The organism is Actinokineospora globicatena (assembly GCF_024171945.1).
GTDB classification, from domain to species: domain Bacteria; phylum Actinomycetota; class Actinomycetes; order Mycobacteriales; family Pseudonocardiaceae; genus Actinokineospora; species Actinokineospora globicatena.
In genome coordinates, this window is record NZ_JAMTCR010000004.1 from 36,472 (window position 1) to 60,723 (window position 24,252).

A 24,252-nucleotide genomic window follows, 5' to 3' on the forward strand; every position below is an offset into this window, starting at 1 on the left:
TCGTTTGCTCTCTGTTCCGCGCGCCGGTGTGGGCGTCGCGGCGGGCTACCCCCATGCCTTCTGGAGGTTCGGCATGTCTGCTAACACCACATTCCGCTCCGATACGGGCAGGTCCGCGAACGCGGGCGATGGCCGGTGGGTGGAGAACGGGAAGAAGTCGGCGGCCTCGCGGCTGCGCACCCCGGGTCGCCGCCGTGGCGTCCCGTACCTGCTGCTCGGGGTGCTGCTCGTGCTTGTCTGCGTCGGTGCGTTCGTGTTGATCTCGCTGCGCTCCGGTGACCGTCAGCCCGTGCTCGCCTTGGCCCGCGCGGTGTCGGTCGGGCAGGTCCTTGCCGCGCAGGATCTGCGGCAGGTCAACGTCGCGGTGGACCCCGGCGTCGCGGTCGTGCCGGTGGACCAGGCGGGCACCATGCTCGGCCGTCCGATGGCCACGAGCCTGTCGGCGGGGGCGCTGCTCACCCCCGAGGCCGTCGGCGCCGCCGCCGTCCCCGCCGCGGGACAAGGCATCGCCGCGCTCGCGCTCAAACCCGGACAGTTCCCGGCCGAGGTCTCGCCCGGAGCGCGGGTGTCGGTGGTGTTCGTACCCGGCCCGTCCGGGACGGCGACTACGGCACCCAGCTCGGGCGGCGTCATGTGGCCTGCGGTGGTGACCAGCGTCAACACCCAACTCAACGGGCAGGACACGGTGGTGTCGGTGCAGCTGTCGGAGACGGCGGCCCGGCAGGTCGCGGCGGTGCCCGCCGGTCAGGTGTCGGTCGTGCTGCTCTCGGCGGGGGGCAGCTGATGTTGGTCTCGTTGCTGTCGTTGAAGGGTTCGCCCGGGGTGAGCACGTTGGCCACGGCCGTGGCCGCCCGGTGGCCCGCTGCGGCGAGGGCGGTGTTGGTCGAGGCCGATCCGTCCGGTGGGGATCTCACGTTGCGGTTCTCGCTGTCCTCGACCCCGGGGTTGGTGTCGTGGGCTGCTGCCGCGCGCCGGGCCGGTGACGACCCGGACCTGGTGTGGCGGCATACCCAGCAGCTGCCCGGTGGGTTGACGGTGGTCGCGGCCTCGCCGGACGCTGAGCAGGCCCGCGCGGCCCTCACGGCGTTGGCCCCCGACCCCGCGAGCGGGTTGGGTGGCTTGCGCGCCGCGGCCGGGCAGCCGGACACGGTGGTCGTCGTCGACTGCGGTCGCCTGGATCCGGGTTCACCGGCGCTGCCGATCGTGCGAGCCAGCGATGCGGTGGTGCTGCTGACCGGCGCGGGCGCCGACGACCTCGCGCACCTGCCCCGCAGGCTGCCCGTGATCAGCCGCTGGAGCCCTAGCCCGATGCTGCTGCTGGTCGGCGACGGCTACTCCACCACCGAGGTCGCCCGCGAACTCGGCGTTCCCCCGTGGGGCCGCGTGCCGCACGATCCGAAGGGCGCGGCCGTCCTCCGTGGACAGCGAGGCAGCTCCCGCTGGCGGCGCACCGGCCCAGGGCGGTCGGCATTGGGGCGCTTCGCGCTCCAACTCGCCACCGAACTCGCCGCACGCCACGAACCCTCGACGCCACCGCAGGAACACCAAGACCCGGCGGTATCCCCCGCAGCCGTCGTCGACGCGGCCCGCGTCGGCTCTGCTCGCGACGTCGATCTTGCACACCCTGGAGGGCAGCAGGCATGACCAATCCAACCGACAACCACCCGGTGGTGCGCCAACTCCGCCAACACGGTTCCTCCACATCGGATCTGCCCGACCAGCGTCCCGACCTCGGGTGGGACACCGAGGGGGAAGCCACTTCGGCCGCGATGCTGGTGCGGCTGCGGCGGGCCCTGCGGGAACGGCTGAGCACAGGACTCCCCCAGCGGGTGGCCGAGCAGTTGGAGCACACCGGAGCCGCCGCCACCCGCGAGGGGCGTCGTGAGCTGGCGCGGGTGATCCTCGATGAGGCGTTGCGCGCGCACACCGAGGACGAGCTGGCGGCGGGCAGGCAGCTGCCGCCGCGCGAGGCCGAGCAGAGGGTGGTGGATGAGGTCGTCGCCGAGTTGTTTGGCCTGGCCGGTCTGCAGCCGTTGTTGGATGACCCGGATGTGGAGACGATCAACGCTAACCGCTTCGACCTGGTGTTCGTCCAGTACAGCGACGGGCGCCGGGCCCAGGTCGGGCCGATCGCCTCCTCCAACGAGGAACTCACCGATCTGGTGCGGCTGCTGGCGGCGAGGGCGTCGAGCCAGGAGCGGAGGTTCGACCAGGGTTCCCCGGCGGTCAACCTGCAACTGCCCGGTGGGGAGCGGTTGTTCGCGGTGATGGCGTTGACCGCGGGCGGGGTGACCGCGCTGTCGATCCGACGTCACGGCTACCTCACCGCCACCCTCGCGCAGCTGCGCCGCGGCGGCACCATCGACGCGAGCCTGGAGGCGTTCCTGCGTGCGTTGGTCAAGTCCCGCAAGAACGTCCTGATCACCGGTGGCACCGGGGCGGGCAAGACCACGATGCTGCGCGCTCTCGCGGCCGAGATGGATCCGTTGGAGCGGATCGTCACCGTCGAGGACGCCTTCGAGCTGGGCCTGGACCACGACCCGGAGATCCACGCGGACGTGACCGCGTTCCAGTCGCGTGAGCCCAATGTGGAGGGTTCGGGCGAGGTGGCCCAGGCCGAACTCGTGCGGTGGGGGCTGCGGATGTCGCCGGACCGGGTGATCGTCGGGGAGATCCGCGGCCCCGAGGTCATCCCGATGTGCAACGCCATGTCGCAGGGCAACGACGGCAGCATGGCCACCCTGCACGCCTCCAGTTCACGGATCGCGTTCACCAGGCTGGCCTCCTACGCCGCCCAAGGCGCAGAACGGCTTCCCTTGGAGGCCACCAACCTCCTGGTTGCCTCCAGCGTGCACTTCGTCGTGCACCTCGCTCGCGCCGAGGACCGCCGCACCCGCGTGGTGTCCTCGGTGCGCGAGGTCGTGGGCGCCGACGGGGCCCAGGTGGTCTCGAACGAGGTCTACCGCCCCGGCCCCGACCGCAGGGCCCGTCCGGTGGCGGGCGCGCTGCGCAGCGACACCCTCGACGACCTGATCGAGACCGGCTTCGATCCTGAGCTGCTGGAGGACCCCGACGGGTGGTGGACGCTGTGAACCTCACTCTCGGGCCGAGCACCGCCGCCGCGGCCCTGCTCGGGATCGGAACCGGGCTCGGGGTCCTGCTGATCGTCCTGGGCTGGCGCGGCACCACCCCTCGCCCCCGCAGGATCCGCGTCCGCACGGCCGGCGATCAACGGCGCCTCATCCGTGTCGCGGTCGCCGCCGCGGCCGGGGTGATGACCGGTGTCCTCACCGGCTGGATTATCGGCGCCGTCTTGGCCGGACTCGCCGCGTGGTTCCTGCCGCGGGTGCTGGGCCGCGACCCCGAGCACGCCCGTCGGGTGGCGCGGATCGAAGCCATCGCCTCCTGGATGGAGATGCTGCGCGACACCCTCTCGGCCGCCGCGGGGCTGGAGCAGGCCGTGCTCGCGTCGGCGCCGTTGGCGCCCGCGGCGATCCAAGCGGAGGTCGGTGAGCTCGCCGCCGGGATCGAGGGCGGCGAGCGCCTCTCGACGGCGCTGCGGCGCCTGGGTGGACGGCTCGACGACCCGGTCGGTGACCTCGTCGTGGCCGCGCTGCTGCTGGCCGCCGAACGACCGACCCGCGCACTGGGCGAGCTGCTGGGCTCGCTGGCCGAGTCCGCCCGCGGGCACGCCGCGATGCGGATGCGGGTCGATGCCGGACGCGCCCGCACCCGCACATCGGTGCGGGTGATCGTGGGCACGACGATGGTGTTCGCCGCCGCGCTGGTCGTGCTCAACCGCGACTACATGGCCGCCTACGGCACCGCCACCGGCCAACTCGTCCTGCTCGGCATCGGCGGCTTGTTCGCCGCCGGGTTCACGTGGCTGACGCGAGTCGTGCGCGTCGAGCAACCCGATCGCTTCCTCGCCGCGGACGCCTCCGACCCGGCCCGACCGGTCGCCATCAGCCGCCAGGGAGGTCGATCGTGATCACCTACGTCGCCCTCGGAGTGGGCGCGGGAGCAGGGTTGTGGGCGTTGGCCGTGTACCTGTTCCCGCCGCGTCCCGCGCTCGGCGCGGTCCTGGCCGCCGCGACCACACCCCCGGCTCCGGCGCCGATCCTGGCCACCGACGACACCGGCTGGGCCGTGCGCCTGGGCCGACCCGCCATCCCCGCCCTGCGCGCGCTCGGACTTCCCGGGCGAAAAGTAGCGCGTGACCTCGCCGTCGCCGGCCACTCGGTGTCGGTCCACCTGGCCGAGAAAGCGGTCCTCGCCCTCGCCGGGCTCCTGCTCCCGGCCTTGGCCAGCACGGTCCTCGCACTCGCCGGGTTCGGCCTCGGGATCCAGTTCCCGCTCGCTGCCGGGCTCGTGCTGGGTACGGTCGGGTTCCTCGCCCCGGACCTCAACGCCCGCGCCGAAGCCGCGAAGCTGCGGGCCGGGTTCCGTCACGCGCTCTCGGCCTACCTGGACCTGGTGTGGATCACGCTGGCCGGGGGCATGGGCGTCGACTCCGCCCTGGGCGACTCGGTTCTCGTGGGCCGGGGGTGGGCGTTCGAGCAGCTCGGCCGTGCCCTCGACGCCGCCCGTCTCACCCGCGCCACTCCCTGGGCCGCGCTGCGGCAGCTCGGCGAGGAGTTGGGCGTCGGTGAGCTCGCCGAGCTGGCCGCGTCGGTCAGCCTGGCCGGGACCGAGGGCGCCAAGGTCCGCACCTCCCTCGCGGCCAAGGCCCAGTCGCTGCGCACCCACCAGATCACCGAGGCCGAGGGCGCCGCCCAAGCCGCGACCGAACGGCTGAGTCTGCCGGTGATGGTGCTGTTCCTCGGCTTCCTGGCGTTCATCACCTACCCCGCACTCACGCAGGTCCTCAATGGACTGTGACAACCGCCGCGAGCCGTTGTTCGCGGGCAATTGGGAAGGACATCGTCATGCGCCCACAACTCCGGATCGTGTGGACAGTGCTACACGCCCGCTGGGACCAGCTGCGCCGCAGGCCCGAGGCCGGGTACTCGACCGAGGCCGTCCTGGTGACCGCCTTGTTGGTGGTGGCCGCGATCGCCGTGATCGCGATCATCGTCGGCAAGGTCACGGAGAAGGCCACCGGGATCACCATGTGACTTCCGAGCAAGCAACCGGCAGCACGGCGACCGCGCGGAGGCGAGGTGGCTGGTCGGGCCGGGTGCGGCGTGCGTTGAGTGGGGATCGGGGGGCGGTCAGCGCGGAGTTGGTGATCGCCACACCGCTGTTGCTGCTGATGCTGCTGGCGATCGTGCAGTTCGCACTCTGGTCGCACGCCACCCACGTCGCGCAAGCCGCCGCCTCCCAGGGCTTGGCCGTCACGCGGGCCCAGAACGGCACTGCTGTGGCCGGGGCGGCGAGCGCGCGGCAGCTGCTCGACCAGCTCGCCGCCGGACCATTGGACAACGCCACGGTGGCCGCAGACCGCGGACCGACCTCGGCCTCGGTGCGCGTCACCGGGACCGCGGCCGCGGTGGTGCCGTTCCTGACCCTGCCGGTGCACGCCGAGGCCATCGGTCCCGTCGAACGCGTCGTCCCCGACCTGGAAGGCAGGTGATCCCGATGACCGCACCACCAACCACTACCCGGCCCGCGGCACAGCGGCTCCGACGCCAGCGGTGGGCGGCGTGGTGGCGGGCTGACGAGGGCTCGGTGTCCGCCGAGATCACCATCGTCGCACCGCTGCTGATCATGCTGCTGGTGTTCGTCGGGGTGGTCATCCACCGAGGCGTGGACGCGCGTCTGCGTGTCGATGACGCCGCCCACCAGGCCGCCCGCGCGGCGAGCCTCGAACGCACCCCCGCCGCCGCGGTCACCGCCGCGCGCACGACAGCGTCCACGGCGTTATCGGCGGCGGGGGTGGTGTGCCGGTCCCTAGTGGTCGACACGGTGACCGGGGGGATGCGTCCTGGTGGGACGGTCGCGGTGACCGTGTCCTGTCTGGTCGACTTCGGCGACGCGCTCCTGCTCGGCGTCCCAGATCGACAGGTCGCTGCCACCGCCGTCGAACCGGTCGACCTCTGGCGCGCCACCCTCACCACCGGGACCCGGACATGAAGCGCCCCAACACATCTCGGTGGCGGGGATGGTGGCGCGCGGACGAAGGGCAGGTGACCGCGTTCGTCGTCGTGCTCGTCACCGGAATCCTCATCCTGGCCGGACTCACCCTCGACGGCGGCCTCGCCCTGGCAGCCAAGGTCCGGGCCAGCGGACAGGCCGAGTCCGCAGCGAGGGCCGGGGCGCAGGCCATCGACCTCACCGCCTACCGCGGCACCGGCACCCTGCGCCTCGTGCCCGCCCAAGCGGTCGCCAACGCCCAAGCCCACCTGGCCGCCGAAGGCGCCACCGGCACCGTGACCGTCACCGACGACACCGTCACCGTCACGGTCACCGCCGTCCAGCACACGCAACTGCTCGGACTGGTCGGGATCGGCTCGTTCCAGGTCCACGGCCAAGCAAGCGCCCACCCCCAGCGCGGATGACCGCGCTGAACACTCCAACCCGCCCCCGGGTACGAACGGAAGGAAACACCGATGCCCACACCCGAGCAGATCAGGCAACGCGTCGCCGACGCCGACACCTCCCGCAGCACCCGACGAGCCGCCGCGGCCCAGCAGGTCTTCGAGCTCGCGCAACACCGGGCCACGATCGTCGAGCAGCTCGACGGCGTCGAGCGCGAACTCGGCCACGTCCTCGCCGAGACCGCGGAGATCATGGACCTCGACGAACTCGCCGGGTTCACCGGCCTCAAGTCCACCGAGCTCACCACCTGGCTCGCGAGCCACAAACCCGCCCGCGGCGGCAGACGCAAGAAGACCTCCGCCGAACCGCGAGCCGCCTCGACCGAACCCGCCACTGACCGGCACCTCGACCCGACGGAGCCGGTCGCGGCGCCATAGCCGCCCGGTCGAGCCAAAGCAAACCCCACTGCGTCGACCTTGTCCCGACGAATCGAGCACGCCTGTGAGCACACGAGCACACCTCTCCCGCCGCGGTGCGCCTCCACGGCGCAGGCACCGTGGTCTTGCCGCGATCGCGAGCCTGCTGCGCGGGCTACTCGCGGCGGCGGTGTTGGCCACGCTGGTGGGCGGGTTGCCGTGGGCACTGACCCACTTCATCGGCTGGCCCCTGCCCGACCACGTCCCGTCCTGGACGGAGATCGAGGGCGCGCTGCTCGGTCCGATGACCTCCGGGTTCCTGCTCGACGTACTTGCCTGCGCCGCGTGGCTGGTGTGGGGGCTGTTCGTCCTCGACGTGGCCCGCGCCGCGATCCTGATCGCCCGCGACACGCGAATACCGGACCTGTCCACTGCCGGGCCCGTGCACCGGATCGCGGCCGTGCTGGTCGGCGCGATCCTGATCTCCTTGCTGGGACAACGCACCGGCACGCTCTCCGCGAGCACACCTTCGGTCGGAGGGGGCCTTGCGGTAGAGGCGACCGTGTTCGCACAACAGCAGCCTCCCGCCTTCACAGCCGAAGGGGTTCGTCTGGCCTCCCACACCTCGGCTCGCCAGGCCCTGGCCACGCCGCCATCGCCCACCGCGGCCCGGTCGGCCGTGGTGCTGCCCTACAACCCCGCCACGGGGAAGCACGATTCGCTGTGGCGCATGGCCGAACGGGAGCTGGGCGACGGGAACCGGTGGCCGGAGATCTACGAACTCAACAAGGGCAAGTCCCAACCGGGCGGTGGTCGACTGACCTGTCCCAGCGTCGTGTTTCCCGGCGAGGAGATGCTTCTGCCGCCCTCCACCGCCGCGCCCGTCGCACAGCCCACCCCACCCGCTGCCACCCACACCCCGGAACCTGTCACCTCGCCGAGCCCGACCCCGAAGCCGAGCACCCCCACCACGCCACCGTCGCCCGCCCAGCAGACACCCCAGACCACCCCGGTCACGTCTGCTCCAGCGCCGCATGACCTCGCCTCGCCACCGACACCCGCGCTCGAGGATGCCGTGGGCGAGGCGGGAGTGCGGTGGGGCGCGGAGGTGTTCGTCGGCCTAGGGCTTGCCGCCGCGGTCAGCGCGGCCCTACTGGTCGTCCGCCGACGGCACCGACGCCGGTACCGATCTGGCAGCGGCGACCGCACCGACCTGCCCATCGCCCCGGTGGTCTACGGGCTGCGGCTCGCGCACCTGCGCGCCGACCCCGACGACCTCGTCACCGACTCCGACAATCCGCTCCTGCGACCACCGCACATCACAGCGCCCTCGGTCATCCCGGGCACCGACCACGGACACACCGCGACGACCGTGCTGCCAGTGGGCGTGCGCGACGGGCGGGAACTCGCGCTGGACCTGGCCGCCGCGCACGGCCTCGGACTCCTCGGCGCGGGCGCCGCCGCAGCGGCCCGCGCCCTGCTGGTCACCGCGGTGACCGGGGGCGAGGGGCGCGTGGTCATCCCGGCCGCCGACCTGGTCGCGCTGCTCGGCCGCAAGGCAGCCCACGGCCCGGTGCCCGCGGCGCTGTGTGTGGTGGCCGACCTCGCCGCCGCTCTTGACGAACTGGAAGCCCAGACTCTGGTCAGGCTGAACCAGGACCGGCACGGCACCGGCCGTCGGTTCTCGCCGAACATCCTGGTCGCCCACGTTCCCGCGCGGCACACGCCACGACTGCAGGCGGTGTTGGACAACGGATCCGCTGTCGGTGTGAGCGGGCTGCTGCTGGGCCAGTGGTCGCCCGGGGTCACCGCCTACGTCCGCGACGACGGCGTCATCTCGACTACCAACCCCGGCCTCGGTGAACCGCTACGCGGCACGACGGTGTTCCGTCTCGGCGACAACCACACCGGCGAGCTACTCGCCCTGCTGCACCACGCCGACCACGACAACCACTCCACGAGCGGGGACACCGACACAGCGGCGGCGATCCCGCGGCCGCGCACGGGACCGGCCACCTCAGAGACGCATGCGGACGACCTCGAGGACGCGGGCACCAGACCCGCAGGCATGGGACCGTCGGGCAACGAGGACCCATCGCCGATCGACACCGCGTTGGAGATCCTGGACACGACCGCGCAGCCCGCCTCGGACGAGCACCCAGCCTTCGACGACGACTCGCCAGAGGCTCTCACGGTGTCCACCGAGGCCGCGCACGGTCCAGAGGACACGGCGGACATCGGCGACGAGACCGCGATCCCTGCCCCGCTGCGGATCAGCGTCCTCGGGCCGCCCCGTGCCTGGTGGTGCCCCGACGCCAACGGGGACCGGGAGGTCACCTCGGCGTTCCCGCCGCGGACCCGTGAGCTGCTGGTATTCCTGGCCCTGCACCCGGTCGGGGTCAGCCGGGAAGCGCTCGTCGCCGCCCTGTGGCCCTCCAGTACGCCGGAGCGGGCCACGAACGTCCTCAACACCTCACTGAGCCGGGTTCGCCGCGCGGTCACCGCCGCGACCGATGGGGCCCTGTCCGACGTGGTCATCGTCGGCGACGGCCGCTATCAGCTGGACCCGGCACTGGTGGACGTCGACTACCACCGCTTCGCCGCCGCGGTCACCGCCCGCCGCCTCGCTGGAACCGACCAAGAGCGCGTGCGGGCGTACCGGGCGGTCGTCGACAACTACACCGGGCCGCTGGCCGACGGGACGAGCACCGAGTGGATCGAGACCGCCCGCGAGGCCATCCGCCGCGACGCCATCGACGCAGTCGCAGCCCTCGCCCGAGCCCTGGTCGATCACGATCCCCAACAGACGATGGACCTACTGGAGATGGCGCGCGCGTTCGACCCACACAACGAAGCCCTCTACCGCGACATCATGCGCCTGCAGGCCCACCTCGGGCAGCTCGATGCCATCGGCCGCACCCTGGGACTACTGACCACCCGGCTGGCCGAGATCGACGAGCGGCCCACCACCCACACCGTCGAGTTGGCCGCCCGCCTGCGCCACCGTCGCGACCGCGCCGACGACCCCCGCTCACCGTGGGACACCGGCCAGGGACACACGCTGCCAGGCTGACCACGTCGCGTTCGCCTTTCGGATCGGGAGACCCTATGCCGCGGCGCGACCAGGGTCAGCCGACGGACCCTTCCGCGCGAAAAGGGCGCCGCCTCTGCGCGGGGAACGTCTGGTGGCCGCCGATCTCGGTCACCTCGCCGAGCCCTGAGGTGTTCGCGTTCTGTCGGCCGAGAGCTTGAGCTCGCGCGAGCAGCGTCGAATTCTCTTCCGCCCAGCAGAGTAGAGGTTCGGTCAGAGTCAACATGCCTGTGACCTCGGGACTCAACGAGTAAGTCACTTCCGGCGGAAAAGTCGACGTTTGACTCTCGCGGATGATGACGCCCTGTTCGCGCATCTTTTTTAATGCGCGCGCGAGAATGCTATCCTGCAAAACAGCGCGTTTGTCTGACCAGTTCTCGTCGATGGAATACGAGTTGACCGTGGAAAGAATCTCTACCCGACGCAGCGGGCCACCCCGCAATGCCACCAGGATCGCGGCCGTCCACTTGTCGCCGAAGAGATTCTTCAGGTCATACAGCCCGCGCAGCAACCTCTCGTCCCGCTTGCTCATCACGCCTCCCCATGTGCACTGACCCGACCCCCAGGCCGCGCCCCTCGTGTCCTGCGGCAACGCCCCACTCGGACGCGCCGCCATTGCGGTCATGCCCGCCCCGCCACCTGGGCAAGCCACGACTCGCCTCCCCCGACCGGGGCGCGCCGATCCGCACACGCTACGCCAAACGGTCGACGACACCATCATGTTTCTGTTCGCGTCACACCACTCTGAGTAGCAAGTTTGAGATCGACTGCGCGCACAGTGACGTTCACTCGGTGGTCCTACCGGGGATCCCATGGGGGATCCGACCGGGGATCCCACTAGAACGTCACCCCACGGCCCCGATGAAGGCGCAGGTGGCCGGGCTGACAGGGGATCCGGCGGTGTCCCAGACTGGCTTGTCCGCAAGCCGGAGGACACATCGGGGCGGCTGCGCGGCAACTCCGCAATCAGCAGGTCCCACCGTCCAGGCTGCCCCTTGCAACCCCTCTCCCATCTTATTCACCATTCATTTCTCGTCTCACCTTCCATTTTGCATCGAGCTTCATAATCTATTTTGAGAAGAGAAAGGGGGAATGTTTTAATGCGCTACCCGGTGCGCTGTCGAGTTCGCATCGCTACTGCAACGCCTCTATCAGGGCGAACGTCGACGGCGGACGCAAGATGCGCACGACGTGTCCCCATTATTAATCCCAACTGCTGGCGCGCCTATTTTCGATCACGATTTGATCGCGCGACTGAAAAGAGTCTTGAAAATGGGCGTGCGAACCTATTGTGCGGGGCGCGGCATCGAGTAATAATTAACGCATCGCCAGGGAAACGGAAACCGCCGAATGTCACACCCGGCGCGCGCTACGTCCGAATGAATGTCATTCCCGGAAGTAGCATCCAGCGATCCCGATAGATGCGCGCCATTTCGTAGCGCGGCAGTGAAAGGACCACCGCGATGACAACGCCCACACCCCCCGCGCCTGCCGGCGTCACGACACCGCCCCGACTGCGAAACGGGGAGTTGCGGAAGATGGTCGCCAAGGTTCTCGCCGACGCGTCGGGTACGTCGATGACGCCGCGCGCGATTGCCGCCCAGCTGGGCGGCCGGTCGTCGGGCGCGGTCGGCAACGCGTTGCAGACGTTGGCCGATCAGGGTCACGCCACGGTCGCCGGGTCCACGCCGTTGGCCTATCAGGCGACCCCGACAACCGCCGGTGTGGCGGCGGCGGTCATCGTGCCCGCCCCGCCCGTCACCCGGCGCCCGCGTCCGAACGCGACACCCACCCCCACGCCGCCGCCCCCATCCGCGCCCGTGCCCGCACCGCCCACCACGACGGCGTCCGAACCGATCGCGCGCCCGAACGGCGCGATGTACCACCCGCGCACGTTGTCAGGGATGCCGGACGTGACGGCGTTGCAACGGTTGCGCGACGCGGGGGTGCCAGCGCTGATGTACGGACCGCCCGGGACCGGGAAGACGTCGGTGATCGAAGCGGCGTTCCCCGATCTTGAGACTGTGCCGGGGGACGGGGACACGGTGGTCGCCGATTTCGTGGGCGACTACACCAAAACCGACGACGGCCGCTACGTGTTCGTGTACGGGCCATTGATCCGCGCGATGCGGGCGGGGTCGGTGTTGTTCATCGACGACGCCACGATCATCTCGCCCACGGTGTTGGCGGTGGTCTACCCCGCGATGGACGGCCGACGGCAAATCGTGATCAAGGCCAACGGCGGGGAAATCGTGACCGCCGCCCCCGGGTTCTACGTGGTGGCCGGACACAACCCCGGTGTCCACGGCGCGATCCTGTCGGACGCGTTGGCGTCCCGGTTCTCCGCTCAAATCCGGGTGTCCACCGACTACGATCTTGCCGCCGAACTCGGGGTCGACCGCCGCGCGGTGAAAGCGGCGCGGAACCTGGCCACCCTACAGGCCAAAGGCGAAACCGGATGGGCGCCGCAACTTCGGGAACTGTTGGCATTTCAGAAGATCGCGGCGGCGTTGGGTGTGGAAGCGGCCGCCGGCAACCTGGTCGGGATCGCCCCGGATGACGACCGGGACACCGTGGCAACCGTGGTGCGCCAAACGTTCGGCGCCGCCGTGCATCCCCTTGCCCTGGGTGCCCGCATCTAGCAAACCCGTACCCCCATCACCCCTGTTTTGTCCTGAAAGGACCCTAGCGCGATGACTTCCCATCTGGCATTGGACCCGAACGCCACCGGTACCGCCGTGTTTCCCGCCCGCCCTGAGTGGTCGACGCTGTCGGTGGCGTTGACCGATGAAGTCGGTGTGATCGCTGGCCGTGAAGATCTGTTGGTCACGATCGCGCCCGGCGCTGGCGGTGGTGCCCCGGCGTGTTTCTACCCGACCCGCGCGTTGATCGAAGTCGACGGTGTCCACCTGGGAGTCGACCCCGCGACAGTCGACCCCACCGACCCGCACGACCGGGCCCGCTACGCGACCGCGTGGGGATTATTGACCCACGAGTGCGCCCACGCCGCCCACAGCCTGTGGGACCCACCCGACGGCACACCACCGGGCATCGCCGACGCCGCCATGGTGTTGGAAGAATCCCGCATGGAAGCGGCGCACATCCGCCGCCGCCCCGATGACCGGTTGTGGTTGCGCGCGTCAGCGGTGAACTTGATCCTCGACGACACCGATGCCACCGACCCCCCAAGCGCGCAGCACATGACCACGGCCGACGCCGCCCGCACGGCCGCGCTGATCCTGGCACGAGTCGACGGCGGCATCCTGACCGCCGCCGAAACCGCCCCGGTCGCCGACGCGGTCGAGAAGATCACCGGCGCGCCGCTGCTGGACGAGTTGCGCGGGTTGTGGCGGGAAGCGTTGGCCACGGCCGACGACGACGCCGACACCATGATCGACATCGCGCGGCGGTGGTGTCTTGCCGTCGGCACCGACCCCGACGACCCCACCCCCGCGCCCATGCCCGGTGGTTCGGGGGATCACGATCCGTCCGGTGCGGCGGCGTCGGCACTGGCCACCGCCATCGCTGCCACCGTCGCCGCCGTGTCGGCGGCCGTGGCAGCCCAGACACCACCCGACCCCGCCGCCATCGCGGCGGCGGCGCAAGCGGCCGAGAACGCCGCCCGCGAGGCTGCGCACAAGGCCGCGCGTACGGTGTTCTTGAGTCCGGTCCGCAGCAAGCGCACGGGGACCACCGCGACCACCGGAACCCGCCCACCCACCACCGGCGAACGCACAGCCGCGCGCGTGTTCGGCCGTGCCCTGTCCACGGCGGGCGCACGTGACCGGGTCGCGGTCAAGACCACGTCACCGTTTCCGCCCGGACGGCTACGGATGCGCGGCGTGCTGGCCGCCGACGCCCAACGCGCGGCCGGTGCGGACGTCACGGCCGAACCGTTCACCCGCACGACCCGACTCGTCGTGCCCGCCCCACCGCTGAAACTGGCCGTGGCCTGTGACGTGTCCGGTTCCATGGGACACCTACGCGAACCGGTCGCCTCGACCGCGTGGATACTCGCCCACGGCGGCCGTCACGCCACGGTGGACGTCACCACCGCCACCGTGATCTTCGGCTACTCGGTGCGTCCCATCACCCATCCCGGCGCCCACCCCGCCAACGTCACCGAGTTCGCCGCGAACGACGGCAGCCACGCCATCGCCACCGCCGCCGACGCACTCGACGGCGCGCTAGGACTGACCCGACCCGGCGCCGCCCGATTGTGTGTGGTGATCTCGGATGGACACTTCGACCCCGACGAACGCCGCGCCGGACAACAACGGATCGACCGGTTGCGCGCGTCCGGGTGCGCGGTGCTGTGGCTGACCACCCACACCACCGACGAACCATTCACCGGTGTGGCCGTGCACCAACTCACCGACCCCGCCACCACCGCCCGCGCGATCGGGCGCGCCGCCACCGCCGCACTACGCGCCGCCCACTAGCCACCCGGACATGCCCCGGGGCGGTACACCCTGGGACATGTCCGAGAAAACAACGCCATACCAACGGAATCCTTGAGGTGATCTTGGATGTCTGATTCGATCACGACCGTGGGTGAACTGATCGCCGCCCTGGTCGCCCACGACCCCGCAACCCCGGTTCGCATCGCCACCGCCGGTGCCGAGTTCATGGACTACACCATCGAACGCGTCACCTGTAGCCCCGGCGACACGGACAACGATTGCGATCTTCCCAACGACACGCCGGTGGTCCATATCGCCGCCAAAGACTCGGAATGTTGTTGCCTGCCAGACAGTGCGGCGACAGCACTGGGATGGATGTGACCCGCGATGAACGGCATCGCGACGGTGGGCGACTTGGTCGCCGCACTCGTCACCCACGACCCCGACACTCCCATTTGCGTCGCCACGCGTGAGCATCCAGCGGCACACATACTCGCGGGCGTCGCGTGCACACCCGACGACGCCGAACACGCCGCCCCCACCGACCCGCCCATTGTCTGGCTGGGAATCGGCGATCGACTCGGGGATCTTCCCGCCCACGCCGTCGACGCACTCGGGTGGACGTGACATCCATCGCCATTCGTCCCAGACCGCACTCGAACGGCGACGGCCGCAGCCCGCAACAAGCACCTTTTCAACCCCCCTTCGCCCGTTACTGGGCCCGGGGTTCCGCTGCCGCTCATGCGCGACCTCGGCACCGCGCTCACCCTCACTAGGAGAAACACAATGACCACGCCCGAGGCCCCCGACGGCCGGTACTTTGCCGCCCGTAGCTTTACCGAGGACGGTGGCTACAAGGTCACCGCGATCGTGTTCGACCCCGCAGGCGCCCAACAAACGTGGTACGGGTGCGTCACCCGCCACGGCGTGCTCATCGGCTCGTTCTTCTGCGCCGACCGCGTCCGGCAACGCGACTGGCACGTCGTCACCTCCGAGGGTGTCCACATCGTCCTCGACAGCCCCGACATCCACCCGATCGGCGAGAGCGTTGCCGTCATGGTGCTCACCGGCCTCCGCGACGGCTCCGACGCCGAGGTCGACCGCTGGGCGGACGAGATTACCCGCCGTCTCGCCGACGAGAACCACCCCAAACCCACCAACTGACCCCTCGCACCCCCCCGGGAGAACCCCGAACCATGAGCACCGAGCACGGCACGTGCCGCGATCAGCGCGCTGCTCGTCCCCGGCCGGGGGTTTTCCCTCCGACATCCACATCGAGGTCGCCACCCATCGACCGAGCACGCACCGACTGCGGCGCCCTGCACATGTTCCAGCACCCCCAACGGATCGGTGATCTTCACCAACTTCCCACCACGATGAGTGCCTCTTCATCACCAGCGGCGGAAACCACCGAATGCGACGACGAGTGCGACTACTGACCCGCCACGGCCTTGCCGGGGGCCTCCCACGCAGGAGGGCGTTGTCGCGTGCCCGCCCTTGAGGGTGTTCGTCGTGGACGGTGCGTGATCAGCCCTGGTCGGGTGCCGATCGCTGCTGCGCACGCGTGGCGACCCCCGGACGCACCGAACACGGCCTAGAAACCCCTACAGCAGAGGGAGACACGATGAACGACAACACCACCCCTACGTCCGGCCCCGGTCGCCGGTTGCGGCTGTACGAGTACCAGCCGCGCTGCCCCGACTGCGACGTCCCCGTCGGCCGGGAGCACGACTACGACGAGGACGACGGCGGCTGCGACAAGGCCACATGCCTGGTGACCGGGCTGCAGCGGCTGATGCGCGAGCGCGAGGACCATGGTGACTGCGGCCTGGACAAGTGGACCGGGTGGTCGGCGGGGTACCTCGACTGTCTGCAGCTGGGGTGGATGCTCGGCCCCGAGCTCCCGGACGTGTACCGCCTCCTGACCGAGGCGGTGTGGGACCCGACCAGGCGTGCCTGGGTCGATCCCTCGGTCTCGCCCGTGCCCTCGGCCTCGCCGCCCCTCGCGCGTCCGGACGCCGGAGGACCACCGGCCTGGTACACGGCGGGCGACCGCCACGCCCGGCGAGCGCACGCGGACTTCTACCTCGGTACCGGCCCGCAGGCGCGCTGGCTGGGATCGCTGGCCGAGTCCGGCCACCCGAGCGTCCTCACCACTGTGAGCGGAACCCCGGAGATACTCAGGGCCACGACCTCCGATGCCTACGAGGCCGCCGTCGAAACGCTCCTGGCCGACCAGATAGCCACGCCATCCGAGTTCGCCGTCCAGGCCGGACGGGACGAGAGCGCGAGCTGGCCGTGGCTGGCGACCGACAGCAGCGGCTGGTGGGCCTACACCCTCGTCGACGGACAAGTGCTGGCGTGCCTGCGCGACGGACCGTGGTTCCGCCCCGACCCGCACCAACCCGACGGCGGAGCCGTGACCGCCACCGGCCCGGACGCCGACCTGCCCACCCCCGGCGAACGCGCCCCCGGCCGCGTCACCTTCAGCTGGCGACCGGGGTTTCGCGGCACACCGACACCGATCACGGAGACCCTGACCCCGGTGACGGCCGACTACCTGACTCGCCGCGGCGAGGTCGCCCTCACCGTGCAGATCGTTCTCGACGAGGTCTGCGACCAGCAGCGGCCCCTGCCCGACATGGCCTCCCACGCCATCCGCGAGATCCTGCACAGCCTCCTGGAGCCGGGCCCCACCGCGAACCTGCGCCAGCTGCCCGACGGCGTCTCACCAGCGTACGAGGAGGTCGTGACCGCGCTGCGGTTCCTGCTCGACGCCGACCGCTACGCCGAGAGCGACAACCCCTCCCGCGCCGCCGAACTGCTCGACACTGCCGCCGCCAGCGCCGTGCGGGCGCTCATCGACCACCACAGCACCCCGTGACCCCGCTACCGAAGTCCACCCAGTGGGGGATGTGCTGGATTGATCTTCCTGGCCCAGGCTAGATCCTCACGAAGCGAAGGTGTGACAGGCCAACGAGATCATGATCGAGAACTCATCGCTTGAGCTCCATCCAGGCGGCCCATAGTGCGGCGGAGACTCGCTGCGGCCAGCGACGTGGTGCTGGTACTCCTCGTGGGGTCGATGCTCGGACGGCGGCGTCGTCTTCACGGACAGCGCCATCGGAAGTGAGCATGACGACTACCGCTGCGGCACGTAGGACGAGCGCGGCATTGACCGGGTCGATGTCGTGGAGGAAGCCGTGTGCGGTGAGGTTGCGGATGTTGGCGCCCTCACCGAGCAACAGGGTGCGCAGAAACCGCTCCCAGTCCGGGTCGAAGTCGATGCTGATCAGGCTGTCCAGGAGTGCGCCGAGCCCGGCGAACTGCCCCGGGGTATCGCCTGCCTGGGCTCGGTAGATGGGCTCGTTGAACTCCAGCAACAACGCGCGGACGGCGGCCTCCACTAGCGGAACTGCCAGGTGGGCGCTGGCCCTGTACCGGCCGATCCAGAACAGCTCGAACGCCTCCGCCAGGGTGCTGACGAGCATCGGGGCCCCAGAGCTGGCGAGGAACTCCTCGACGTCTGCGCGATCGGGAATGCCGAAGCGGACGCGGATCTGGTGGAGGGCGCGGCCGAGCACGAGGCCGTGGGCTCCCATGGACAGGGTCTCGATGCGCGACAGCTCGCGGCTGGATGCGGATCCGGGGTCCAGGGTCCGAGCGGGAAGGCCATCGTCACGAAAGACCACGGTCGTGGCCAGGCGTCGGAAGACTGAGCTCTCTTCGACCTGTTGCGCGGTAACCTGGTTGGTCTCCAGTCGCCCGCTGGGACAACTGGTGCGTAACCAGATGAATAAGGCTTGCCGCCAGTCCTGGGCTTGTGCGAACCCGGGCAGGTACTGATCGTGGTATCCGTCAGGGATGGGGACCTCGTGCCGAGTGGTCTGCCACGTCGGCGCGGGGGCGGCTTGGAGGCTTGTGATCGCGGCACGCTCAAGGTCGGCAAGACCGAAGCGTTTGGCCTGAGCGGCCGCATCCGCGAGCATGGTCCGCGTGACCATGGGCTCGTGATGCCGTTGAGCCTCGGCCATCATCGTGTTGATCAGGTGTCGACTGGCATGATTGACCCGGCCGGGGTCGTTGCTCGCGTGCTTGCGGACCAACGTCACGAGGTCATCGATGATGTGGATCTCTGGGTAGGTTGTAACCGCGCGGTCCAACAACTCAGCCACGTTCGCGACCGGCGGTGCTGGGGTCCTGCTGCGGCGAGGTGGGGCCGTCAAGGCGGCGAGCATCACTGTGACGGCGTGCGGGTCAGCTTGTCGATCCAGCGCGTCCTCGACCAGGCGTCGCATGGAGGCCGTGATCTCACCCTCGAGGGCGACCAGCCCGACCTGACGAGCCAGCGTCCATCCGCGTACCAAGTGTTCGGCCACCGAGTCCGGCGCCAACCTCGTCGTCGGGGCCTCCCCGTAGGCGCGCACGGCTTTCTCGGCCGCCTCACGCCCCTGGGACAGCTTGAGGGTGAACACGATGTCCCAACAACGGGCCTTCATCGCCGAATGTGAGACCTCGACCGCCAACGCCGACCACAGGCTGCGGACATCGGGTGGCGCATCCCTAAGCGCCACCGGCCACACGGACCCGTCCAGCGGGCTCAGCACCGCCCCCGCGTGATCGTCCACCGAGGCGGGCGTGATCCGGTACAGGAGGGTGTCGCGGAGAACTGCCACCGTAGCTGCGTCTACTTCGGGATGGCTCTGCGCGACCTCGTCGATGTGCACCGTCGCGTCCAGCGGACTGGCCGACACCTTCAACAGCGCGTCCGCGAACGCAGCCACAGCAGGAACCGCGGTCTCGACGAAACGGAAGTCCGCAACACCAGCCCTGTTGGGCCTACTCGACATCAGATCACCCCTAGAGCGCCCACGGAAACTCCTCCAGCAGCCCTTTCGCTACACGTGGTCAAATCGAGATCCGAATGCTACTAGCCAGGCCCGATGATATAGGCCGGAACATTACTCGGCCGGATAGGATATTCCAGGATGACTCCCACCCCTACGGTCACATAGCACACGATGTAGCTGCCGTCCGCCCAGGACCAGGCGATCCTACCGCCCGCCACCGGACCCGGCCCCTGGGGTTTGAAGGCGCCAATACGTCCAGCGGTGCTCGACAACCGGCTCTGTCACGCCAGGTGCGGACAAGGTTGTGCCCCGACGGGTGATCCTGTCGGGGCACAACGAGTCAAGTGAACATTTAGGGTGGGGGTGCCGCTCAACTCTCCAACGTGGCCGTGACAGGCTGCTCGACCGGGGCGAGGGCGAATCGTCTCGGCTTGTCCTGGACCCTCACCGCCACGCCGTCGGCGACCAGTTTGTCGAGGGCGTTGCTCACCGCTCCCCCTGATCGGCCTTCCAGTGCCCGGGCGATCTCGGTGGGACTGAACCGCTGGGCGGGGTGATCGCGCAGGTAGTCCTCGACCTGTCCACGCAGCGCGCCCGGCGCCAACCGCGCCGCTCTTCCCACACGAGCCTTGATGGCCTCTGCCAGCGTGGGGATAGGGCCGGACTCGGTGGAGTGCGGCGGTTCGGTGTTCGGGGTCTCGTCGGGCACGGCGACGTGGGCGGTGTCGGCCTCGCTCCGCGCGTCCTCTGGCGCGGAGTTCTCCTGCGGCACGTCGCTGGGCGTGTCGGTCTCCAGGTGCTCGTCGTCATTGCCTGCGGTCGGGACTGGGTGGACCTCTCCGTCGCCGACGGGGTCGACCGCGTCGGGACCGTCGCCCGCGTCGGAGTCGGTTGTGGTCGGTTCGGCGGTGCTGGTCTCGGTGATCGTCCAGAGGTCGGCGGCGCGCCCACTGCCGCCGGCAGCGCTCGCCGTGCGGGTGACGGAGCCCTCGTGTGCCCACCGGGCGAGGATTTTCTGCGCGGTGGACTTCCCGATCCCGGCTGATGTGGACAATTCGACAGCGGTGGTGCCGGGGTTGGTGTGCAACACCGCCCACAGCTTGTCCTCCGTCGCCGTGCGTGTCACCGTCGCGGCCGGATCGGGCACCACGCGCAGAGCGGGTTCCGGGCGAGTCGTGCTGGTTCGGGCGGTGCGGGCGCAGTTCTTGTTGGGCATGGCCAATCTTTCTTGTCCAGGTTTGCCGTGACGTTGTGGCGAGCAGGGGCTTCGGTTGCCCTCGGCCGGTGCGAGCGCAGCCCCCGATGCGATGAGGGCCTGCGAGCCACACGCATATGGACGCTTCATTCCCCTCGGGAAGTCAAGCCACGTCAAGAAACTGGCGTCGGGGCGCGTCTCGGACAACTCCGGCAGCCGGGGACCTTGACAGCACTGCGGCCACGAAGCGTCCATACATGTCCGGCCGGCCCTGGCCGCCGATCCATCGGAAACGAGAACCAAAGGGGCACTTGGACAATGTCGACCGACAACACCACACCCGAACTGGCCCCCACGGCCGTCGGCGTGGCCGTGGGGGCGCGTCATCGCGCCGCCGAACCTGAACCCGCCGGGGGGATTCGCCCGACCGCAACAGCCGCTCACCGAGGCATCGCTGCGCGCATAGGAAAGGGTTTCCCCCGGGCACGATCATCTTCATGCCCTCGGTCGAGGCACCGCCGATGCGTTGCCCGGAATGGGCGTGGTGGCTTCTGATGTCGGCGGTGGACATCATTGACGAGAGCGAACCCGGGCGCGCGGGGAAGGTCGCCCTGCTTCTCCGGGAACTGGATCACCCACCACCCGCCGACGGCCCCTACGACAGAGACCTCGTCCTGCGTCCGGTTTCCACCTCCTATGACCGTCGGACCGACATTGAGACGCTGCTGGGCGGTTCTTGTCAGGCATGATCTGTTCCCTTCCGAGTGGGGGAGATGCCGCTGGTCGACGGCGAGTGGGCTTCGACGCATTCGGCCCCGGTCGGAATCGGTGCGGGCCTCAGTGTGCCGCTGGCCAACGGCCGCAGGTTTATGAACGCTTCCCTCAACTGGCGAAGTCAAGCCATGTCGTTGAAACCCAGTTGATCTAACAACTGAGGAGGCTATACTTGAGGACTATGACTATGCTGGCCGCGTTCCGATGTAGTGACGGAGTCATTGCCATATCCGACGGACGAACTGCATTTCAGACCCGGAAGATTGACAATACGATCAAATCGTGCATGGTGGAGTCCGACGTTAAAGCTGTCATTCTGACCTGTGGCCGAGCTACCGTCCATGGCGAGCATACGATTGCGTTTATTCGTCGAACCGCTGGCGCCAAGTTGAGATCGTGCGTATCCCTGCAGGGGCTGTGCGAAACGGTGAGCGACAGGCTGCTGTCAATAGAAGACGAGGATCCGAGCGGCGTCAGCTCTATAGGAGTAATGGTGGTCGGATACAATCCTGGTGTAGTTCATCCCGAATATCAATTCTTCTACGTTCACCCCTCCGGTCAATCTGACCTAGGAAACTTGCTCGAATTGAAAACTCTTGCGGTGGAGCCGAACCTGCAAGTCGAGTCCTCTGCGGCCGAACTTGTTCGCGACTGCTTTGAAACGTCTGTCGACGCCTATCTGGCCAGCCTAGATTCCGCTACAGGCAACTATCTGCACGAGTATAGTTTGGCTAACGTACCAATGGAAAGCGCGGCCGAGACACTGGCTTCGCGATTGAGTAGCCTCATTTTGACAAATGTCGCGACCTTTAACCAAGATTGTATCGGGGGAACCTGGCGAATGTATCAGCTCGGTCCCGGGCGTGGGATACACTGCGGAACCTACGACTGGGGCCCTTATGACGTTGACAGCGAGAAAATGAAATAGTCGAACTCCTAAGTATTTTGCATTGGCTAAATAGATCTCACCTAGTCGGGCGGGTCGCTCCGGCGTAGTCGTCGCCGTTGTATCGGTAGGGTTCGATCTTGACGACTTGGCCGAATTCGGGTGCGTCGATCATGAGTCCGCCGCCGAGGTAGAGGCCGACGTGGTGGATTTTGGTGGGTGTGCCGTAGAAGACGAGGTCGCCGGGCAGGAGCGGTTGCCCGTCCGGGACGCGTGGTCCGGCGTGGAACTGGGTGTGCGCGGTGCGCGGCAAGACAATTCCGGCGGCAGCATAGGCGGCGGTGGTGAGGCCGGAGCAGTCAAAGCCCGCGTCGCCTTGTGAGGGGCCGTTGCCGCCCCATTGGTAGGGCAGTCCTCGTTGTCCGCAGGCGTAGTTGATCGCGGTGAGCGCGGCGGGGTTGGGGGTTTGGATGGCGTTGCAGTCCCCGCTGCCCGTACCTCCGATGACTGCTTGGAGGTAGGCGGCGGCTTGGGCGAGGACTTTGTCGACGTATTTGTCGTCGTGGTTGTAGGCGAAGATGGCCGCGCGGAGGTCGCCTCGGCGGACTCCGTTGTCGCAGAGCAGGAATGCCGCGGCGTGGATGGCGTCACTCGGGTTGTACCGGGACGGGGGCGAGGCCCCGCCCGGGGGGAGTTGGTGTGCGGCAACGACGCTGGCGAAGGTGGAGGCGAGGAACTGCATCGGGCCACCGGCTCCGGCCGAGTTCTCGCCGTCGCGGACACCGGGCAGTGGCGAGCGGCCGTGGTCGGTCTCGACTTTGCCGATGGCGGCCAGGACGGTCCAGGGCAGGCCGGGGCAGTCGGGGGCGGCGGTGACGTAGAGCAGGCAGTAGTCGGGTGGGATGTCGGCGATCGGTGTGGCGCAGTTGGCCAGGGTGAGGGTGTCCGAGGAGTCCCCGAACAGGGCCTCGACCACGGCCGCGACGGCGTTGCCGACCAGGACGGGGATGAGCAGCAGCCCCGCGGCGACACCGAGGACGAGTCTGGTGAGCACCAGATTTACCGCCGTCCCGAGTGGCCACCTGGTTCGGGCGGCATCGGGTGCGGTGCGGGCATCATCGTCGCCGATGGTTCGACCCCGAGTGCGGTGTCGCCGCCGGGAGGCACCGGTGGTGCGATGTGGGGCCACGCGCCGGTCAGCTCTGCTAGACCGCGCCGGGTACCGCCAGCCCTATTGTCGAGGGGGAGCCAGATCGGGTCGGCGGGGCCGGGGTGAGAGGCGTTGGGATCGAGGAGTTCGGCCGCGGCAGTGGCGACCGGAACCGAGGCGGGCTCGTCGAGCTCGCGCCAGGCTGCGGCCAGGGCCCGGCGGGCGCCGGCCTCGCGCCGTGAGGTCAACGTCCACACCAGCAGGGGGGTGGTGATGCCGGTGGAGTGGGCGAGCGCGGCGTAGCCGGTGAGTTTCGCGGCGAGCTTGCCCAAGGGTTCGGTGCCGGTGTCGTACTCGAGGAACCACTCGATCGCTCGCCCGGCTTGGTGCCAGCGGCCGTAGCCGTCGGGGCGGACCAGGTCGCCGAAGTGGCGGGCGCAGCGTCTCTCCGACCACCACGCCGTCAACGCCGTGTCGTGGTCCGCGCTGTGGCGGGCGTGGGCGATCAGGGCGGTGAACCAGCCGTTCACCCCGGCGGTGTGCGCCAGGCGCAGGCTGTGGGCGACACCGAACGCTCGATCATGCCGATACCCCAACTCTTTGATGTCCAGGCCGTCCTCGGCGGCGAGGACCGCGGCGCCCGCGGGGGCGAGGACGTAGTGCATGGGCGAGCTGCCGGTGGTGACGAACGGTTGGAAGCGGTCGACGACGCCGAGCAGGAACAGCTCGCGGAGCCGGACGCGTGTCTTGCGGGGGCCGGTGAAGGCGAGGTCGGTGAGGTGGTGGGTGGTGAGGACGCGGTGTTCCCACAGCATTCGACCGAGCCACTTGTCGCGTGGGGTCAGCCGCCAGGCGAGCATCGCGCGGTGTTCGGTGGTGTTGGCCGCGCGCGGGGTCGGGCGGGTCGGGTTGTGGCCGCGCAGCGAGCGCTGCTGGGTGGTGTTGGTGATCAACGGAGACCTCCGGGAGGGCGCGGTGAAGCCGGCACTGGCGCGGGGACGCCGGGC

Annotated in this window: 24 protein-coding genes; 19 read left to right on the plus strand and 5 right to left on the minus strand. The window is 69.4% G+C overall.

The window, feature by feature from the left end; all coding sequences use genetic code 11:
* Window positions 1-73 precede the first annotated feature (73 nt).
* The 11 genes from LV79_RS19090 to LV79_RS19140 all read left to right on the plus strand — a co-directional run bounded on the left by LV79_RS19090 (window position 74) and on the right by LV79_RS19140 (window position 9,969).
* The gene (locus LV79_RS19090; RefSeq protein ID WP_253838655.1) at window positions 74-784 is read left to right on the plus strand and encodes a hypothetical protein; all 711 of its coding nucleotides are present in this window, start codon (window positions 74-76) and stop codon (window positions 782-784) included.
* Window positions 784-1,644, plus strand: coding sequence for a CpaE/TadZ family protein (locus tag LV79_RS19095; protein ID WP_253838657.1), 861 nt, complete (start codon window positions 784-786; stop codon window positions 1,642-1,644). Before LV79_RS19090 ends, LV79_RS19095 begins: the two co-directional genes overlap by 1 nt.
* Window positions 1,641-3,092: a TadA family conjugal transfer-associated ATPase gene (locus LV79_RS19100; protein ID WP_372495364.1), complete on the plus strand. Its 1,452-nt coding sequence runs from the start codon at window positions 1,641-1,643 to the stop codon at window positions 3,090-3,092. The genes LV79_RS19095 and LV79_RS19100 overlap by 4 nt, the downstream gene beginning before the upstream one ends.
* A complete protein-coding gene (locus LV79_RS19105; RefSeq protein WP_308208950.1) occupies window positions 3,089-3,991 on the plus strand; it encodes a type II secretion system F family protein in 903 nt (300 codons plus the stop codon). The genes LV79_RS19100 and LV79_RS19105 overlap by 4 nt, the downstream gene beginning before the upstream one ends.
* Window positions 3,988-4,881, plus strand: a complete 894-nt coding sequence (locus LV79_RS19110) for a type II secretion system F family protein (protein ID WP_253838660.1) — start codon at window positions 3,988-3,990, stop codon at window positions 4,879-4,881. Before LV79_RS19105 ends, LV79_RS19110 begins: the two co-directional genes overlap by 4 nt.
* A gap of 47 nt (window positions 4,882-4,928) precedes the next feature.
* Complete coding sequence (locus LV79_RS19115; protein ID WP_253838661.1) at window positions 4,929-5,117, plus strand: hypothetical protein; 189 nt, start codon at window positions 4,929-4,931, stop codon at window positions 5,115-5,117.
* 62 nt (window positions 5,118-5,179) lie between these two features.
* Window positions 5,180-5,575 carry a TadE/TadG family type IV pilus assembly protein gene (locus tag LV79_RS19120; protein ID WP_253838662.1) on the plus strand — a complete coding sequence of 132 codons (396 nt, stop codon included), beginning with the start codon at window positions 5,180-5,182 and terminating at the stop codon, window positions 5,573-5,575.
* 5 nt (window positions 5,576-5,580) lie between these two features.
* Window positions 5,581-6,075, plus strand: coding sequence for a TadE/TadG family type IV pilus assembly protein (locus LV79_RS19125; protein WP_253838663.1), 495 nt, complete (start codon window positions 5,581-5,583; stop codon window positions 6,073-6,075).
* A 53-nt stretch (window positions 6,076-6,128) separates the two neighbouring features.
* A complete protein-coding gene (locus LV79_RS19130; RefSeq protein WP_253838664.1) occupies window positions 6,129-6,500 on the plus strand; it encodes a pilus assembly protein TadG-related protein in 372 nt (123 codons plus the stop codon).
* A 51-nt stretch (window positions 6,501-6,551) separates the two neighbouring features.
* Complete coding sequence (locus LV79_RS19135) at window positions 6,552-6,917, plus strand: hypothetical protein (RefSeq protein ID WP_253838665.1); 366 nt, start codon at window positions 6,552-6,554, stop codon at window positions 6,915-6,917.
* Between the two features lie 64 nt (window positions 6,918-6,981).
* A complete protein-coding gene (locus LV79_RS19140; RefSeq protein WP_253838666.1) occupies window positions 6,982-9,969 on the plus strand; it encodes an AfsR/SARP family transcriptional regulator in 2,988 nt (995 codons plus the stop codon).
* A gap of 55 nt (window positions 9,970-10,024) precedes the next feature.
* Here LV79_RS19140 and LV79_RS19145 read toward each other — a convergent pair whose 3' ends face one another.
* On the minus strand, window positions 10,025-10,519 hold the full coding sequence (locus tag LV79_RS19145) for a winged helix-turn-helix transcriptional regulator (protein WP_253838669.1): 495 nt from the start codon (window positions 10,517-10,519) through the stop codon (window positions 10,025-10,027).
* A gap of 1,006 nt (window positions 10,520-11,525) precedes the next feature.
* On the opposite strand from LV79_RS19145, the gene LV79_RS19150 reads away from it, so the two are divergent.
* From LV79_RS19150 to LV79_RS19175, 6 genes are all read left to right on the plus strand, one after another.
* Window positions 11,526-12,629 (plus strand): AAA family ATPase, encoded by a 1,104-nt coding sequence (locus tag LV79_RS19150; RefSeq protein ID WP_308208951.1) that lies wholly within the window; start codon window positions 11,526-11,528, stop codon window positions 12,627-12,629.
* Between the two features lie 51 nt (window positions 12,630-12,680).
* Window positions 12,681-14,429: a vWA domain-containing protein gene (locus tag LV79_RS19155; protein ID WP_253838675.1), complete on the plus strand. Its 1,749-nt coding sequence runs from the start codon at window positions 12,681-12,683 to the stop codon at window positions 14,427-14,429.
* A gap of 87 nt (window positions 14,430-14,516) precedes the next feature.
* Complete coding sequence (locus LV79_RS19160; protein WP_253838677.1) at window positions 14,517-14,771, plus strand: hypothetical protein; 255 nt, start codon at window positions 14,517-14,519, stop codon at window positions 14,769-14,771.
* Between the two features lie 6 nt (window positions 14,772-14,777).
* Window positions 14,778-15,017 carry a hypothetical protein gene (locus LV79_RS19165; RefSeq protein WP_253838680.1) on the plus strand — a complete coding sequence of 80 codons (240 nt, stop codon included), beginning with the start codon at window positions 14,778-14,780 and terminating at the stop codon, window positions 15,015-15,017.
* A gap of 159 nt (window positions 15,018-15,176) precedes the next feature.
* Window positions 15,177-15,554, plus strand: coding sequence for a hypothetical protein (locus LV79_RS19170; RefSeq protein WP_253838682.1), 378 nt, complete (start codon window positions 15,177-15,179; stop codon window positions 15,552-15,554).
* Between the two features lie 460 nt (window positions 15,555-16,014).
* A complete protein-coding gene (locus tag LV79_RS19175; protein ID WP_253838684.1) occupies window positions 16,015-17,274 on the plus strand; it encodes a hypothetical protein in 1,260 nt (419 codons plus the stop codon).
* Between the two features lie 112 nt (window positions 17,275-17,386).
* Here LV79_RS19175 and LV79_RS19180 read toward each other — a convergent pair whose 3' ends face one another.
* Window positions 17,387-19,174 (minus strand): DUF7380 domain-containing protein, encoded by a 1,788-nt coding sequence (locus LV79_RS19180; RefSeq protein ID WP_253838686.1) that lies wholly within the window; start codon window positions 19,172-19,174, stop codon window positions 17,387-17,389.
* A 436-nt stretch (window positions 19,175-19,610) separates the two neighbouring features.
* Window positions 19,611-20,456, minus strand: coding sequence for a winged helix-turn-helix domain-containing protein (locus LV79_RS19185; protein ID WP_253838688.1), 846 nt, complete (start codon window positions 20,454-20,456; stop codon window positions 19,611-19,613).
* A gap of 476 nt (window positions 20,457-20,932) precedes the next feature.
* On the opposite strand from LV79_RS19185, the gene LV79_RS19190 reads away from it, so the two are divergent.
* Together LV79_RS19190 and LV79_RS19195 are read left to right on the plus strand one after the other, a co-directional pair.
* Complete coding sequence (locus LV79_RS19190; protein WP_253838690.1) at window positions 20,933-21,184, plus strand: hypothetical protein; 252 nt, start codon at window positions 20,933-20,935, stop codon at window positions 21,182-21,184.
* A gap of 206 nt (window positions 21,185-21,390) precedes the next feature.
* Entirely contained in the window at window positions 21,391-22,137 is a 747-nt protein-coding gene (locus tag LV79_RS19195) for a hypothetical protein (protein ID WP_253838692.1), read from the plus strand.
* Window positions 22,138-22,174: 37 nt separating this feature from the next.
* On the opposite strand, the gene LV79_RS19200 is transcribed toward LV79_RS19195, so the two are convergent.
* On the minus strand, window positions 22,175-23,149 hold the full coding sequence (locus LV79_RS19200) for a C40 family peptidase (RefSeq protein ID WP_253838694.1): 975 nt from the start codon (window positions 23,147-23,149) through the stop codon (window positions 22,175-22,177).
* A gap of 5 nt (window positions 23,150-23,154) precedes the next feature.
* Window positions 23,155-24,198 carry a replication-relaxation family protein gene (locus LV79_RS19205; protein ID WP_253838697.1) on the minus strand — a complete coding sequence of 348 codons (1,044 nt, stop codon included), beginning with the start codon at window positions 24,196-24,198 and terminating at the stop codon, window positions 23,155-23,157.
* Between the last annotated feature and the right edge of the window lie 54 nt (window positions 24,199-24,252).